Annotated in this window: 12 protein-coding genes; 8 read left to right on the top strand and 4 right to left on the bottom strand. The window is 40.3% G+C overall.

All coding sequences use genetic code 11. The features are described from left to right. Positions 1 to 104: 104 nt before the first annotated feature. From QUE03_RS17845 to QUE03_RS17815, 7 genes are all read left to right on the top strand, one after another. On the top strand, positions 105 to 1,100 hold the full coding sequence (locus tag QUE03_RS17845; RefSeq protein WP_286263316.1) for an MATE family efflux transporter: 996 nt from the start codon (positions 105 to 107) through the stop codon (positions 1,098 to 1,100). After that, positions 1,097 to 1,783, top strand: coding sequence for a sulfotransferase family 2 domain-containing protein (locus tag QUE03_RS17840; protein ID WP_286263315.1), 687 nt, complete (start codon positions 1,097 to 1,099; stop codon positions 1,781 to 1,783). Before QUE03_RS17845 ends, QUE03_RS17840 begins: the two co-directional genes overlap by 4 nt. A 1-nt stretch (position 1,784) precedes the next feature. Then, positions 1,785 to 3,041 (top strand): O-antigen ligase family protein, encoded by a 1,257-nt coding sequence (locus QUE03_RS17835; protein WP_286263314.1) that lies wholly within the window; start codon positions 1,785 to 1,787, stop codon positions 3,039 to 3,041. Further along, positions 3,041 to 4,915 (top strand): asparagine synthase (glutamine-hydrolyzing), encoded by a 1,875-nt coding sequence (gene asnB / locus QUE03_RS17830; RefSeq protein ID WP_286263313.1) that lies wholly within the window; start codon positions 3,041 to 3,043, stop codon positions 4,913 to 4,915. Before QUE03_RS17835 ends, asnB begins: the two co-directional genes overlap by 1 nt. Then, entirely contained in the window at positions 4,915 to 6,957 is a 2,043-nt protein-coding gene (locus tag QUE03_RS17825; RefSeq protein ID WP_286263312.1) for a glycosyltransferase, read from the top strand. The genes asnB and QUE03_RS17825 overlap by 1 nt, the downstream gene beginning before the upstream one ends. A gap of 114 nt (positions 6,958 to 7,071) precedes the next feature. Next, positions 7,072 to 9,249: a TonB-dependent receptor family protein gene (locus QUE03_RS17820; RefSeq protein ID WP_286263311.1), complete on the top strand. Its 2,178-nt coding sequence runs from the start codon at positions 7,072 to 7,074 to the stop codon at positions 9,247 to 9,249. 119 nt (positions 9,250 to 9,368) lie between these two features. Then, positions 9,369 to 10,199, top strand: a complete 831-nt coding sequence (locus QUE03_RS17815; RefSeq protein ID WP_286263310.1) for a mechanosensitive ion channel family protein — start codon at positions 9,369 to 9,371, stop codon at positions 10,197 to 10,199. Between the two features lie 95 nt (positions 10,200 to 10,294). Here QUE03_RS17815 and QUE03_RS17810 read toward each other — a convergent pair whose 3' ends face one another. The 3 genes from QUE03_RS17810 to QUE03_RS17800 all read right to left on the bottom strand — a co-directional run bounded on the left by QUE03_RS17810 (position 10,295) and on the right by QUE03_RS17800 (position 13,101). Then, the gene (locus QUE03_RS17810) at positions 10,295 to 10,486 is read right to left on the bottom strand and encodes a hypothetical protein (RefSeq protein WP_286263309.1); all 192 of its coding nucleotides are present in this window, start codon (positions 10,484 to 10,486) and stop codon (positions 10,295 to 10,297) included. 142 nt (positions 10,487 to 10,628) lie between these two features. Then, the gene (locus QUE03_RS17805) at positions 10,629 to 11,750 is read right to left on the bottom strand and encodes an anhydro-N-acetylmuramic acid kinase (RefSeq protein ID WP_286263308.1); all 1,122 of its coding nucleotides are present in this window, start codon (positions 11,748 to 11,750) and stop codon (positions 10,629 to 10,631) included. Continuing rightward, positions 11,743 to 13,101 carry an OapA family protein gene (locus tag QUE03_RS17800; RefSeq protein ID WP_286263307.1) on the bottom strand — a complete coding sequence of 453 codons (1,359 nt, stop codon included), beginning with the start codon at positions 13,099 to 13,101 and terminating at the stop codon, positions 11,743 to 11,745. Before QUE03_RS17800 ends, QUE03_RS17805 begins: the two co-directional genes overlap by 8 nt. A 204-nt stretch (positions 13,102 to 13,305) precedes the next feature. Between QUE03_RS17800 and tyrS the strand changes: the two genes are divergently transcribed. Further along, positions 13,306 to 14,505 carry a tyrosine--tRNA ligase gene (gene tyrS / locus QUE03_RS17795; protein ID WP_286263306.1) on the top strand — a complete coding sequence of 400 codons (1,200 nt, stop codon included), beginning with the start codon at positions 13,306 to 13,308 and terminating at the stop codon, positions 14,503 to 14,505. An 81-nt stretch (positions 14,506 to 14,586) separates the two neighbouring features. Here tyrS and QUE03_RS17790 read toward each other — a convergent pair whose 3' ends face one another. Beyond that, positions 14,587 to 16,020: an FAD-dependent oxidoreductase gene (locus QUE03_RS17790; protein ID WP_286263305.1), complete on the bottom strand. Its 1,434-nt coding sequence runs from the start codon at positions 16,018 to 16,020 to the stop codon at positions 14,587 to 14,589. Positions 16,021 to 16,022 lie beyond the last annotated feature (2 nt).

Here is a 16,022-nt window from a genome sequence, read left to right as displayed (position 1 = left end):
TTGTAGTGAAATGCGGTCAAGACAGGTTTCTATTAAAAGCTCTATCTCATTCAAAAACTAGCCAACCAGGCATAATCTTAAACGCGTTAAAAATTATCATTGTAATGAGCCTGTTGGCCAACCTGCTGATTGCCGGGTTGATATCGCTCAACCTTATTTCAATGGGCGGTAGCGTTAATCAATTTTCCATGTTTTTAGCATTTCAGCTCTCGTTATTAGGTGGGGCGCTTATTGCAATATTAGTGGCTATTGTTCGAAGTCGAAATAGAGTAACAATTGCTAATGCTTATGAAAGCTTGCCCATCAATGGTATTTTATTTTTAGCGTTGATAACAGGCGGAATTTTTTTACAACAAAGCCAAAACTTGATGTACCCAATTATTTCACATGGTGTTATTAGTTTTGCAGCTGCTGCCGTCATAGCGATAAAGGTGCTTTCAACGGTACAATTGAGACATCCTACATTCAATTTCTCAATGTTTCGAAGCATGAAGTGCGGCTTGCCTTTTTCGTTAATTGCAGGAGCCACGGCTTTAAACACGAGTATAGATACACTAATGGTAAATCATTATTTATCATTGAATGATGTTGCCTTTTACAATATTGCGCAAAAATTATCGTCATTAGTGCAGTTTAGCTTGGTGATTGCTACAAGTTTAGTCGCGAACAAATTTGCGCAATTGTATGCAAACGGGGACGTGGTGCAATTAAAGCAATCATTGTTTACGGTGATAAAAATATCTTCTAGTGCAGCATTTATTGTATTGGTTCTTATTTTTTTTGCTTCAGACATGCTCTTAAACTTGTGGGGCGAAAGTTTTATTACTGCTAAAGTTTCTTTGTTAATTTTGGCTGGGGCTCAATTTATCAACGTGCTGTTCGGTCCTTTAGGTGTGTTGTTAACGATGACAGGAGTTGAACGAAAAGTGCTCGTTGGAACCGTTTGTACACTAATCGTAAATATCGTTTTGAATAGTCAACTTGTTCCCTTGTTCGGTATCAATGGTGCGGCAATAGCAACAGCCACTGGAATTATAATTCAAAATTCGATATTTTTAGGACTTGTGATGCGTCAAGGCGTTCTGAGAGAAGTAGTTTGAAAAAAGTAGTGCAATATCTTTATCACAATGTAATTCCAATGGTATTAAAAAATGCGATTGAAAGGTTACGTTACCCTGAAATGAACCCTAAGAATGCCTATTTGCCTATGTTTAAGGAGAGCGAAACTATTTTTGTTCATATTCCTAAAACGGCCGGTACTAGTGTGTCACAGGCTTTATATGGAGAGCAACCTTGGCACCACCCAATTAAGCTGTATGCTGAGCTTGACCAAGAGAAATACAACCAGTACTTTAAATTTGCATTTGTTAGAAACCCGTGGGACAGGCTTTATTCCACGTTTTGCTACGCAAAAAAAATTTCCCACCCTGTTTTGCGCGGACCATTGTCTGACATAGCCAAAATCGAGTCTTTTGAAGAATTTGTCTTAGATTGGTGTACCCACAAAAAAATAAACGAACATTTCTTTTTAATGCCTCAATTTAATTATCTAACCCTTGATGGCGAGACATTGGCGATCGATTATGTGGGCTATTTTGAGAACCTTGAGAATGATTTTCAGCATATTGCGAAGAAGCTTAACATCACAGTAGAGCTACCTGTTACCAATCAAAGCAAAAAGAAGGTGAATAAAGGTGCTGTTTACACACAAGAAATGAGAGAAAAAGTCGCTGAGCTATATCATCTAGATCTTTTACATTTTAATTACTCATTAACGGACTAAGATGAGAATTCCTTGGGGGGAAAGTTATATCATTCGGCTGACTGTCTGGACGTTAGCCGCATGCTGTATGTTAAACCTCAATGGCGTTGGCATGTTGGTTTTGGGGGTTAATCAGCTTTTTTCCCCTGTTTTATTGCTAGTTTGTGGCGTGCTCTTGTTACTTGCATTTACAAGACAACTACCTACGTCAAATGAAATGCAGCTCTACATTATATCGTTGTTTGTTTATCTCACCATAGGTACTTTTGTTGCGATTTTTTCTAATGTAAATACCATAAATTTGGGCTTGGTACCTTCATTACTACTGCGATATTTTACGGCATCCATTGTTGTTATCTCCGCCTTCTACAGTGTTTTCTTTGCGTTAAACACCAAGCTAGAACCAATGAAGTTGTTGCTGATTTTGTGCGTTGTGGCTTCGATGTTTATTCCGTTTGGTGAGCTGATAAATGTCAGTGGCAAACTGGTTGTTGATAGCCAACGAGGGGCCGGTGTATTTGGTAACCCAAATGAAGCGAGTATTGTTACTGCTGTTGGCTTCGCCTTGACGGTCAATATAGTTAAAAGAAAATGGCTAAAACTTAGCTTGATGCTGTTTTTTGTTGCAATGTCATTACTGACATTCTCAAAGACAGGATTAATGCTCATTGCCTTAATCTATTTTGCTAACATTTTGCTAGCAGGTAATTTTTCAATGGCCGTCGCTAGATTACTAACTATGTTAGTCGTCATTTACACCTTACTCATATTCTTTAAGGTCGATATCCTGAATCAATTTGAAGGAAATCAAGCAAAACGCGTAGAGCAATTTCTCAATATTATGCTATTTAACCCATCCGAGGGCGTCGTTGAATCTTCTCGAGGATACTTATGGCGACAAGGGCTAGATAAAATTGCTCAACACCCAGTCTTAGGAAATGGTCTAGGTGCGTTGCACTCAATGCAGGGAGCACAAGTTTCGGTAAATAATAAAGTTGCACAAGGCGTGCATAACACCTATTTACTTAAAATAGGCGATGCAGGGGTTTTGGCTTTAATCGCCTACTTAGGCTTTATTGCGGTAACATCTTTACGTGCTATTAAATTATCTAGAAAAGAGCCTGCCGCCCGTTTTTGCTTTTTATATATGATCATTTTTTCCATCGATTCGCTTTCTTCACATAACGTAGAGCTTTTAAGGTTTCATAACTTCTTGTTAGGTTATTCATTGGCTCTCTTATATTTGGCAAAACGAAATCAGCATAAGGTGTATGCGTAATGTGCGGTATAGCAGGAATATTCTCAAACACTTCTATGGAGAGACAATCGCTTAGGCTCTCATCCATGCTTTCTTGTTTAGAACACCGAGGACCAGATAGCCAAGGTCAATGGAATAATGGTAGTTTGTTTTTTGGGCACACGCGATTGGCTATACATGACTTATCAATTGAAGGTCATCAGCCAATGCTCTCTCCAGAAAAGACACACACACTTGTTTTTAATGGAGAAATTTACAACTATCATGAATTGAAACAACAACTTTCCTCGTTGAAACTGACGTTTAGAGGTGACAGTGATACTGAAGTTCTACTGGCTTGTTTGGTGCATTGGGGGGTTGAAAAAACACTAGAAAGCATTGACGGCATGTTTGCATTTGCGTACTGGTCAGCAGCAAATAACCAGCTTTTCCTTGCACGAGACCGGGTGGGTGAAAAGCCACTTTACTGGATGCGGCGTGAACATGAGCTTGTCTTTGCATCTGAAATGCAGGCCATAGTGGCATCGCAAGATAGGCCTTTGGACATTTCTACTGATGCTGTAAATCAATTTCTACGATTTAGCTATATACCCGCGCCGTATTCTATTTATTCTGATGTGCAAAAATTATTGCCAGGTCACTTGTTGAAATTCGACTTATCTCAACCTCATTTTAAGCCTGAAAGTATTTATTATGACCAAAAGGTAAGGATTGAAAAAGACATTGATTGTCGAGAAACGGCTTCGAATACATTAGAAAGGTTACTAATAAAGAGTATCGATGAACGTTTAGATGCGGATGTACCTGTTGGAGCTTTCTTATCCGGCGGCATCGATTCAAGTTTAGTCTGTGCATTGGGGCAAAAAGCGCTGGGCCGGGATATTGATACGTTTACTATCGGGTTTAATGAAAAGTCATTCGATGAATCAAATTTTGCCTCAGACGTTGCTAAGCACCTTGGTTGTAGAAACCATATAGAAATAATTACCCAACAAGACATGTTGGATGTCGTACCGAACATGGCTGCAACTTATTCTGAGCCTTTTGCGGATTCATCACAGCTGCCTACTTATATTTTATGTAAAAAAACACGTGATGCCGTTACAGTAGCGTTGTCTGGTGATGGTGGTGATGAGCTGTTTGGAGGCTACAGCAGGTATCAAAAAACGCTGTCTCGTTGGCAAGCAGTTAAGCAAAAACCAACTATAGTCGCAAGCTGTGCGTCTGCATTGTCTAAAACGTTTGATCAAACCCTTGCTATGTCGGATCACTTTGTTGGCTCAAAAGAAAAGTTGCGACGAGCCCTTCGGTATTACGGTGCCAGTAGTTTACGGCAATTGTACATTGACAGTATTTCATTTGATTGGCAAAAATCAGCATGCAACAATCATACGCCAGCTTTGAATTTAGTTGGTCAAGATGATCTAAATTACTTGATGGATTTTGACCGCTTGCAATATTTGCCAGACGATATATTAACGAAAGTTGACAGGGCTTCAATGGCCCACTCATTAGAAGTTAGAGTTCCTTTATTATCTAAAGATATTCTTAATTTCAGCTCTCGTTTACAACCTGAACTCTTGTCTCACAATCAAAAAACAAAGTGGCCATTGAGAGAGGTGCTATACAAGTATATTCCTCAAGACTTAATTGAAAGGCCTAAAAGGGGATTCGCTGTGCCAGTAGGGCAATGGTTAAGGCAAGCACTTAAGCCATGGGCTGAATCACTGATTAACGATCAGCACGCAAAAGACTATCTCCCCTATGTTGATCATGAACGATATGAGCATTATTGGCGGCAACACCAAAGGGAGTTATTCGATTGGAGCGGACAGTTGTGGAACTATATACAGCTGTTAAGTTGGGTTAACACAGTACATAGACCGAGTACTTAATGGCAAAATTATTATTAGTTATCGACTGCCTAGGCTCAGGCGGGGCGCAAAGGCAGTTAGTATCGTTAGCAAGGCAATTTTGTTTGCAAGGTCACCAAGTTGAATTGTTTGTCTATTTTCCACAATTTTTACACTTTAAAAAGGAACTTGAAGAATTCAATATTACAATTCACTCCGTTGAAAAACGTTCTCGTTTTTCAATCAAGCCGGTTTTGGCCATAGCTAGGTTATTAAAAGAAAAAGAATATGACGGTGCCTTGTCATTTATGCAATCTCCAGCTATTTATCTGCAAATTGCTTATTTATTTCATCGCACCATCGGTGGTAAATACTGCAAAATCGTATTTTCTGAGCGGACAACTTATCCGCATGATAAGCCTTTATCATGGGCGTTTAGATTAAGTCAGCAAGTCCACCGAATCGCACATAATATTGTTGCTAACAGTCATCATCAGAAGCAAAAAATGGCTGAAACCTTTCCTTGGATGAAAAAGAAGCTCTTAACTATTTACAATGGATTAGATGACACACAATTTGCTGAAGTTAATCCTATAGACGGCAAAGAAAATTATCTGTTGTGCGTCTCACGTGTTGTTCAATATAAGAATTATTATAATCTTGTCCTGGCACTCATTGAATATAATAAAAAGTGGGGAAGGCCGCCAAAAATAAAGTGGCTGGGCAAAATTTTTCAAGATAAAGAAAATCTACAAACACTTAAAAAAGTTAATGCATTACTAACCGCTGAAGGGTTGGCTGAACAACTAGAGTTTATTGGGGAGAGTAGTGATGTTTCTCACTATTATCAGCAAGCTGCTGCTTTGATTCATCCTTCTTTTATTGAAGGTTTTTCAAATGTTGTTATGGAGGCTAGTCGTTATGGTTTGCCATTGTTACTTGGTAACATCGGTGATCATCGGTGGCTACTAGAAAAATACCCTGCTGGCCTAATTTTTGATGTTAACAATCCTACAAGCATCGCCCAAAGTATTCGGGAGTTTACACTTGCGCCTGAACAAGAACTTGTACAATGGCAACAAGCATCCTATCAAGCAAGCAAAGATCTTTTTCAAATTACTCAAGCTAGCCAGCAGTACTTAGAACTGTTGCTTGTCGAGAAAAGCACTCATATTAATTCTTTTCTCATGCTTGGCACGTTACCTCCGCCGGTGGGTGGAGTAACCATTAGTGTTAAAAATCAAATGATTGCGTTACAAAGCAAGGATATAGAAGTTAATGTTTTTCCTAGCAAAATAATACGTTTTCATGATGTCGCTCATGTACACAGTTATCAACCGTGGAAGCGACTTTTGCTGTTAATGTTGGGAAAATTACGAGCTAAGATCAACGTTTTCACTATTCATGGGATGCACTTTGATGAAAAAAGCATTTTCGGTCGTCTTTGTGTTGCTCTAGTCGATGGCGTAGTTGTATTGAATGAAGATGTTTTAGAAACAGCGCCTATTCTCAAAAAAAAGCCATTTTTAAAGTCCACGTCGTTAGTTGCTGAAGGTATTGAACAGGAAAAAGACAGAAAACTAATACTGCCTCGGGTGAAGAGCAAACCGCGAGTACTGGTATATGCGCAGCATGGGGAGAGTTATGATGGACAACCAATTTACGGCGTGCCTTTCATTCTAGAGAATATCGACACCTTAATTCAGCATTATACTTTAGTTATAGTTGATTTAAGTGATTGTTATACTGAGTTTTCAAGTTTTTGTACGGAAGATGTTATTCGATTTAACAAGCCAGTTGATTTTATTCAGTTATTGAATGAAGTTGATGTGTATTTACGGCCAACATCGAAGGACGGGGATGCAATTGCGATACATGAATCTTTAATTCAAGGAACCCCAGTTGTTGCATCTAATGTTGTTAGCCGACCCATAGGCGTGCATGAGTATGATTACCTTAATATGGATAGTTTTCTAGATGCGATTGAACAAGCACTTACTTGTGAGAAGATTGTCAAAAAGCCCAATTTATCAAGCATTAATGAATATCTGCAGTTTTACAATGAGCTACGTGATTCGAAATAACATTGCTTAATATTGATCCAAATCATAAAACTCAACCTAAATGATATTGATTCGCATTAGTGATTATGTTTTAATACGCGCAATTTCCGAAACCTTGAATTTAAAGGCCTTCAAATGCGAAGCACAATGCGTTTTAAAACATCTCTAATTACGGCAGCGTTACTGGCTACTGTCTCTCAATCAGCATCAGCAACTAAAGTTGAAGATGATATGGAGCATTTAACTATTTTTGGCAGTGCTCAGTCGCTCAACGACGTGCCGGGCAGCGCCCACATGATTAGCAAAGATGAATTAGAAAAGTTTGATTACACCGACATTATGCGCACTCTGACATCTGTTCCTGGTGTTTATGTATTGGAAGAAGATGGTTACGGATTACGCCCTAACATTGGAATGCGTGGTACGGGTCAGAACCGTAGTGAAAAAGTCACTATCATGGAAGACAATGTATTAGCTGCTCCTGCACCATATGCGGCGCCATCAGCTTATTACTTCCCAACGTCTGGTCGCATGGAACAAATTGAAGTGCTTAAAGGTACTTCTAGTGCCATGTATGGTCCACGCACAACAGGTGGTGTGGTTAACTTATTATCTCGTCAAATTCCAGATCAAGATTTAGCAGGTAAAGTAAAACTAAATGCTGGCGAAGATGGCTTTGCTAAGGTACACGGTTATGTTGGCGGTAAAGGCGATAATGTTGGTAGTGTACTAGAAGTCTTTCGCTATCAAGCAGATGGCTTTAAAGATATTAATCACAGTGATAAAGAGACCGGCTTTGTCAAAAACGACATTTTAGCTAAAGTGATGATTAACAGCGATCAAAGTGCAAAGTACTATCAAGAGCTTGAGTTTAAATTAAAGTATTCAGACGAAGACTCTGACGAAACTTATATGGGGTTGACGGAAGCAGACTATAAAAGTAACCCGTACACACGTTACTCAACTTCACAGTTAGATAACATGGATACAGAGCACAAGCAGCTGCAAATCAACCATTACATCAAATTATCAGATCGTTTCTCGTTAGGGACTTCTGCTTACTACAACGACTTTAGCCGTAACTGGTACAAAACCAGCAAAGTGGGTGGTAAAAGTTTAGGTAGTGGTGGCATTGAGTTAGCGGCTGCGTTTGATGAAAATACGAATGGCGAGTCTTTATCATTCGATGTAAAAGCTAATAACCGCGATTATCTATCTAAAGGAATTCAAACGGTTTTAGACGCTGATTTCAATGAACACCAAGTTAAGTTTGGTGTACGTATTCATGAAGATGAAATGGATCGCTACCAGTGGGTAGATAAGTATGAGCTTGATAGCAACTACAATGTGTCTCAAACAAGCGCTGGTGCGCCTGGTACCGATTCAAATCGAATCGACAGTGCTGAAGCTATAGCGTTATTTGTTCACGATGAGTATACCGTAGGTGACTTTATCATCAATGCAGGATTACGTTACGAAGACATGACAATTGAGCGTCATGATTGGGGTAAAACAGATCCAGGTAGAACTGCTACACCGAGCCAAAAGAAAAACGATGTAGATGTTGTACTTCCATCTCTTGCGATGACGTACAAAGTGAACAATGAACTCGTTATCTTGGGTGGTATCCAAAAAGGTTTCGCGCCACCAGCACCAGGTAATGAGGATGCGGATAACGAAGAAAGTATCAACTATGAATTAGGTGCACGATACAATCATAACGCAATAAATGCTGAAGCGATTTTCTTCTTCTCAGACTACGACAACATGCACGGCAACTGTACGGCGAGCCAAGGGTGTGATGATGATAACATTGGCAATCAATACAATGCTGGTGAAGTTGAAGTTAAAGGTCTCGAGCTAAAAGCAGGTTATACGCTTGATATGGGTAAGCTATCGATGCCAATCGACCTAACGTATACATTTACTGATACCGAATTTTTAAATGATTTCTCTTCAGGTTTGGATACTTGGGGCGATGTGACTAAAGGCGATGAGCTACCATACGTGCCCGAAAATCAATTACAGTTTTCAATTGGTGTTGTGGCTGATGACTGGCGTGGTGACATGATAGTTCGTTACATGGATGAAATGAGAACTACTGCTGGAACTGGTGACATTGCTTCTGATGAAGTGATCGATAGTCGTACCGTGGTAGATTTAGCTGCACACTACAATATTGATAAGCACCAAGAAGTAACTTTCGGTGTTGATAACTTGCTTGATGAAGAGTACATGGCGACACGCACACATGGCTCAATTATGATAGGTAAGCCAAGAAGTGTTGTTGTAGGTTACAGCTACAGTTTCTAATAGAATATATGTTAAATATCTGAAAAGGCGAACGTTATGTTCGCCTTTTTTTTCATCTTAAAGAAAACCAAGCTACACTATGCATAATTATTAACAATCATCATCCCAAGGGAATAATTATGGATATAAGCGTAGAAAATTTAGAGCATTACATGAATTTGCTCGGAGAAATGGGCTTAACCTTCGGCAGCAAAATTGTTGTTGCTCTATTAGTCTTCATCATTGGTAGCTGGATCATTAAGCGCATTATGAAGCTTTTTGAATTGGCCATGACCAAGAAGAAAGTAGAAATTACTTTGCATCAATTCTTGATAAGCATAGTAGGGATAATGTTCAAAGCTGTTTTGATCATTATCGTCGCCTCGATGATCGGTGTTGAAACAGCGTCGTTGATCGCTGTGCTGGGTGCTGCAGGTTTAGCGGTAGGTTTGGCGCTTCAAGGTTCTCTAGCTAATTTTGCTGGCGGTATATTAATCTTATTCTTTAAACCATTTAAAGCAGGTGACGTCATTGAAGCACAAGGATATGTCGGTAAAGTACAAGAAATACAGATCTTTAATACTATCATGCTCACACTAGATAACCAGCGTGTCATAATTCCGAACGGCTTATTGTCAAATGGCTGTGTGAAAAATTTGTTTATTGAGAAAACTCGCCGTGTAGATATGACTTTTGGCATTAGTTACGACGATGACATATTAAAAGCGAAAGCAATATTACAACAAGTAATGGACGCAGATGATCGCGTATTGAAAGACCCGGTTGTTGATATTTTTGTGTCAGCACATGCTGATAGTTCAATTAACTTTTTCGTGCGCCCTTGGGTTGACTCGGAGAACTACTGGCCAGTGTATTTTGGTACAATGGAAGCTGTTAAATTAGCATTCGACAAAGAAGGTATTACCATTCCTTACCCACAAAGAGATGTACATTTAATTCAAGCTCAATAATTGTGGATTCAGCATTAAAAAAGCCTAATCAATGATTAGGCTTTTTTATCTAACGCAACTGAGCAATTTAATGTAGTTATGTAATTATCGAGTAACTAATAGTAAGTGTCTTGACGGTTATGAGCTTGTGGGTCTTCTATTAGCTCTTCGATGTTCACTTCGAAATTGCTGTTATTCTCAGTGTTAGCCATATACACCGTACGTGTAGAGCCGTCTATCCATGTGATTGTGCCACTTCCTTTTTTACTACCGCACTTCATACCAATATGAATATCTTTAAACTCCATTGCTCCTCCTGATTTATCAGCTCTAAGCTCAAAGGCTTAGATTGCTTTTACTCGTTTTAGTTCAAAAAAACCTCTTTATGCGCAAAAATCAAACGCACGAACTTCCAGTATAGAGTCAAAATTTGTGAAAGCGAACTTTATTTTACGGGGTAAAAAGTACACCTAATGTCGTACTTTCCGCAGCGCCCGTCACGCTTGGCATGTTTGAAGGAATATTATTTTTGTAGGCAAAAGCGAGCCATGCAAAGGCCATTGCTTCAAGTGAGTCACTGTTAATTCCTATCTGCTCTATTGAAGCAACACTAAAAGTCGGCAGATTGGATTTCAGCAGTTGATGTAAGAACACATTGTGAACACCGCCACCGCAAAGGTAGATTTGTCCGTCCGAGCTTAACGGATTTATCGCATCTGCAATCGTGGTTGCAGTCAAGGCGGTCAGTGTTGCTTGTACATCCTGTGGTCTAATATTCATACTACTTAAAAAAGGAGAAAGCCATGACAAGTTGAATACCTCCCTACCAGTGCTTTTCGGTATTGTTTGGGAGAAATATTCGTCCGCCAATAATTGTTCGATGAGGACTTGGTTGATACTGCCTGATGCTGCCCAGTTGCCATTTTCATCATAATGTCCGCGCTGATGTTGTTGAAACCAGTCATCCATCAAGGCATTACCTGGTCCTGTATCAAAGCCAAGTACGGCTTTCGATTCATCGCGCGGCAAGTAAGTGATGTTTGCTATTCCTCCAATATTAACAATGAATGTATCCTGTTCTTGGCAGCTAATCAGATGACGGTGAAACGCTGGAACTAATGGCGCTCCTTGACCGCCAAGTGCAATATCTTTTTGTCTAAACTGGCCAATCACCTCAATTCCCGTTAAACAGGCTAAGGTTTGATTGCAGCCAATTTGTAAGGTAAAAGCAGGATTGGTGTTATCTTTGGTTTTAGGTCTATGGCGTATTGTCTGGCCATGATTACCTATCGCTATGATGTCATTTGGTGTCAGTGCTTGTTCATTTAAGAAAGCATGTATTGCATCAGCAAAGCAGGTTGCAAGAAATTTATCTAATGCAAACGCCTGATCAATTTCATTGCTGCCAGGGAGATAGAGCGAAGTGATATGTGCTCGAGTGGCGTCATCATAAGCCTGATAATAACTCGCAGCTAACTTAGTTCGTTCTCCTGAAAAGTCGACCAGCGCTAAGTCTATACCATCAGCACTGGTTCCTGACATTAAGCCGATGTAATATGCGGGACTATTCATCCGACGTTAGCATGGCTAATAGAGCTTGTTTTGAGCCACTAAGCTCTTTCACGCGCTGTTGAGCGATTTGAGTAAAGGCTTTACGGTATTTTTTCGCAATCGGTTGTGCGTCAGGCAGTTTCACTGTCCGTGGGTTGCGATGGGTTCCATTAACAAGAAACTCATAATGTAAGTGAGGCGCCTGTGACATGCCAGTTGAGCCAACATAGCCAATGACTTGCCCTTGTTTAACACGTTGACCTTTTTTCACTGCGCGCTTAGAAAAATGCAGGTACTTAGTGACGATGCCATCACCGTGTTGAATAAACACATAGTTACCGTTGTATTTGTTATATGTTGCATGGGTCACTTTACCGTTACCGGCGGCAACCACTGGTGTGCCTTTGTTTGCGCGATAATCGGTACCGTTATGTGCTTTCCAGCGCTTTTGAATCGGGTGGAAGCGTTTAGGTTTAAAGTTTGAACTAATATACCGAAAGTTAACGGGCGCTCTTAAGAAAGCCTTGCGCATGCTATCACCATTTGGTGTGTAATATTCACCGTCGGTAAAACGTATTGCCTTAAATTCTTCGTCTTGATTAACAAATTCAGCTGCTAAAATATTGCCCGTGCCGATAAACTCACCGTCGACATAACGATTCTCATAGACAACATGGAAGCTATCGCCGTTTCTAATATCTAAAGCAAAGTCGATATCCCAACCAAAGATATTTGCGAGATTAATGATCTGATTGTCATCCATGCCAGCTTCAATGGCTGAGTTCCAAAAGTTGCTTTTGATCACACCATGGGCAAAGCCTTGACGGATTTCGATGTCTTTGACCACCATTTCGGTGACATAACCCTTGTCCGTCGCGTCGACATGTAGGGTCTCGACTTTTGATAGGGCGTACTCTAATTTAACCAGCTTGCCTTGTTCGTCTGAGCCAATCCGTAAACTGTCACCCGGTTTTAACTTGGTTAGTTGCTTTGCTTCCTTACCTTTTGCTTTACTGACTTTATAGGTTGTATTGGCACTAAAGCCTAAGCGTTTAAATATCTTTGCGAGGGAATCACCGCGTTTAATTTTAGCGGTTTGCCATTTTAATGTAGGCAACGTTTCAATCGGCTGAGTTGCGATGCCTAATGATTCTGTTTTTGCGGTAGAAGTTGAGTCAGATGCCTTAGGCTTTGATAGCGGTTGCTCAACTAACTTGATTTTGCCTTGTTCGCTATTATTGCCAGGTAAAGCAACACTATAACGCTTTCCAACTTCCAAGTTAATTTCGTCGCTTTGTTTACTAGCGGTTGCTTTTTCGGACGGTATGAACAGCATCAACAACAATAGCGCTGTTAATGTGCTGATGATCATCTTGTGCTGTTTTGGCAAATCTAAATAGATTTTCTTTATATTTTTCAAAAGAATAGCGCTTTTACTACGAATGAATTACGACAAAGTTCCTGTCACTATACCAAAAAATTACAAAGTAAACAGTAATCAGGCTTTCAACCCAAGTCGAAATTACATAAAATCGTCGTCCTATACGTATTTTGTGAATAATGTGGAGCCGAATAAATGACTGATGCTAGCCAAGCGTTTGCTGAGATTAAACGTGGTGCAGAAGAGATCTTGCTTGAAGATGAGTTACTGGAAAAACTGAAGCAAGGCACACCGCTAAAAATCAAAGCAGGTTTTGATCCAACGGCTCCTGATTTGCATCTTGGTCATACTGTGCTGATCAACAAGTTACGCCAATTTCAACAATTGGGCCATGAAGTCATATTTTTGATTGGTGATTTCACTGGCATGATTGGTGACCCAACGGGCAAGAACGTCACGCGTAAGCCTTTGACTAAAGAAGACGTACTTGCCAATGCTGAAACTTACAAAGAACAAGTATTTAAAATTCTAGACCCTAAAAAAACTCGTGTTGAGTTTAACTCAACGTGGATGGAAGCATTAGGTGCTGCGGGTATGTTAAAGCTAGCTTCGCGTCAAACGGTAGCCCGGATGATGGAACGTGACGACTTTAAAAAACGTTATACAGGTGGTCAAGCGATTGCTATTCATGAATTTATGTATCCGTTAGTGCAAGGTTGGGATTCAGTCGCACTGGAATCTGACGTTGAATTAGGCGGTACTGATCAGAAGTTTAATCTGTTAATGGGTCGCGAATTACAAAAGTCAGAAGGGCAACGTCCACAAACCGTATTAATGATGCCACTGCTTGAGGGGTTAGACGGTATTCAAAAAATGTCTAAATCACTCGGTAACTATATCGGTATTACCGACGCACCGAATGACATGTTTGGTAAAGTAATGTCAATTTCTGATGACTTAATGTGGCGTTACTACCAATTGTTAAGCTTCAAACCGCTTGAGCAAATTGAGCAGTATCAAAAACAGGTAAATGAAGGCGCTAATCCGCGTGACATTAAAATTGAATTAGCAAAAGAGCTCATTGCGCGTTTTCATGACGAAGCAGCGGCAGAAGCTGCACATCAAGAGTTTAATAATCGCTTCCAAAAAGGTGCCATTCCAGACGATATCAAAGAATTAGACGTGGTAATTGAAAGTGATGAAATAGCCATTGCTAATTTGCTGAAAGAAGCAGGACTTGTTGCAAGCACGTCAGAAGCTATGCGAATGATCAAGCAAGGCGCTGCAAAAATTGAAGGCGAAAAAGTTACTGATAATAAGCTTGCTATTGCTGCAGGTACTACAGCTGTTTATCAAGTGGGTAAACGTAAATTTGCTAAAGTGACGGTAAAGTAAAGTCACTTTATTTCAGATAAGAAAAGGGCGATAAATATGAATTTATCGCCCTTTTTTATAAGCTAAACAGTGTGCTTGTGTTTAAATTGCAACCACTTGTTCGCTGTAAACAAAATCTAATATGCCCATGGCTGCTTTTCGACCTTGATCGATGGCGGTAACCACTAGATCCGAGCCAAGTACCATATCACCCCCGGCGAAGATGTTGGCTTTTGATGTTTGAAGCGCAAACTCACTGCTATCTTGTGCGATGACACGTCCTCGTGAGTCTACTTCAATACCTGCATCTTTCATCCATTGTGGCGGGCTTGGCAAGAATCCAAAAGCGATAACAACGGCATCAGCGTTCATAACAAACTCAGAGTCTTCTATTGGTTCGGGGCTTCTGCGTCCATTTGCATCAGCTTCCCCTAGTTGCGTCTTAACAAACTTAACCCCAACCGCATTGCCATTCTCGTCAACCGCAATATCGAGTGGTTGAAGATTGAATTGAAAATTAACTCCTTCTTCCTTGGCGTTTTGAACCTCACGTGGTGAACCCGGCATATTTGCTTCATCGCGACGATAGGCACAGGTGACTTGCGTTGCACCTTGACGAATTGACGTTCGAACACAATCCATCGCAGTGTCACCGCCACCTAAAACAATCACTTTCTTATTGTTAAAGTTGACGTAAGGTTTTGCATTTTCTGTCACGCCCATTAAGTTTTGTGTATTACCAATTAGGAAATCTAGCGCATTATATACGCCTGATGCTTGTTCATGCTTAAAGCCGCCTTCCATATCAGTATAAGTACCTAAACCTAAAAAGACGGCGTCATATTCATCGCTTAAAGACTCAAATGAGACATCAATCCCAACGTTAGTGTTTAATCTAAACTCAATGCCCATGCCTTCAAATATCTTACGACGTCTGACGATCACTTCTTTTTCAAGTTTAAAGGCAGGAATACCAAAAGTGAGTAGCCCACCAATTTCTGAATGACGGTCAAAAACAACACAATCCACCCCGTGACGTGTTAGTACGTCAGCGCAGGCAAGTCCTGCTGGACCTGCACCAATGACAGCGACTCGTTTCCCTGTTTTAACCACATGAGATAAATCAGGTGTCCAACCTTGTTCAAACGCGGTATCGGTAATGTATTTTTCAATATTACCGATAGTGACAGCGCCAAACTCGTCATTAAGGGTACAGGCAGATTCACACAGCCTGTCTTGTGGACATACGCGACCACACATTTCAGGTAAGCTGTTGGTTTGATGACATAAGTCTGCCGCTTCAAAAATTTTTCCTTCAGTGACCAGTTCAAGCCATTGTGGGATATAATTGTGCACAGGGCACTTCCACTCACAATACGGGTTACCGCAATCTAGGCAGCGTTCTGCTTGTCCTGCACTTTGCACGCTACTCAGTGGATGGTAGATTTCGACAAAGTCTATTTTTCTTTCGTCAATAGCTTTTTTGGGAGGATCAATGCGCTTAACGTCGATAAATTGATAAACATTCTTACTCATAA

It is taken from the genome of Thalassotalea atypica, from assembly GCF_030295975.1.
Classification (GTDB): Bacteria; Pseudomonadota; Gammaproteobacteria; order Enterobacterales; family Alteromonadaceae; genus Thalassotalea_F; species Thalassotalea_F atypica.
This window is presented reverse-complemented; position numbering and strand designations above follow the sequence as displayed.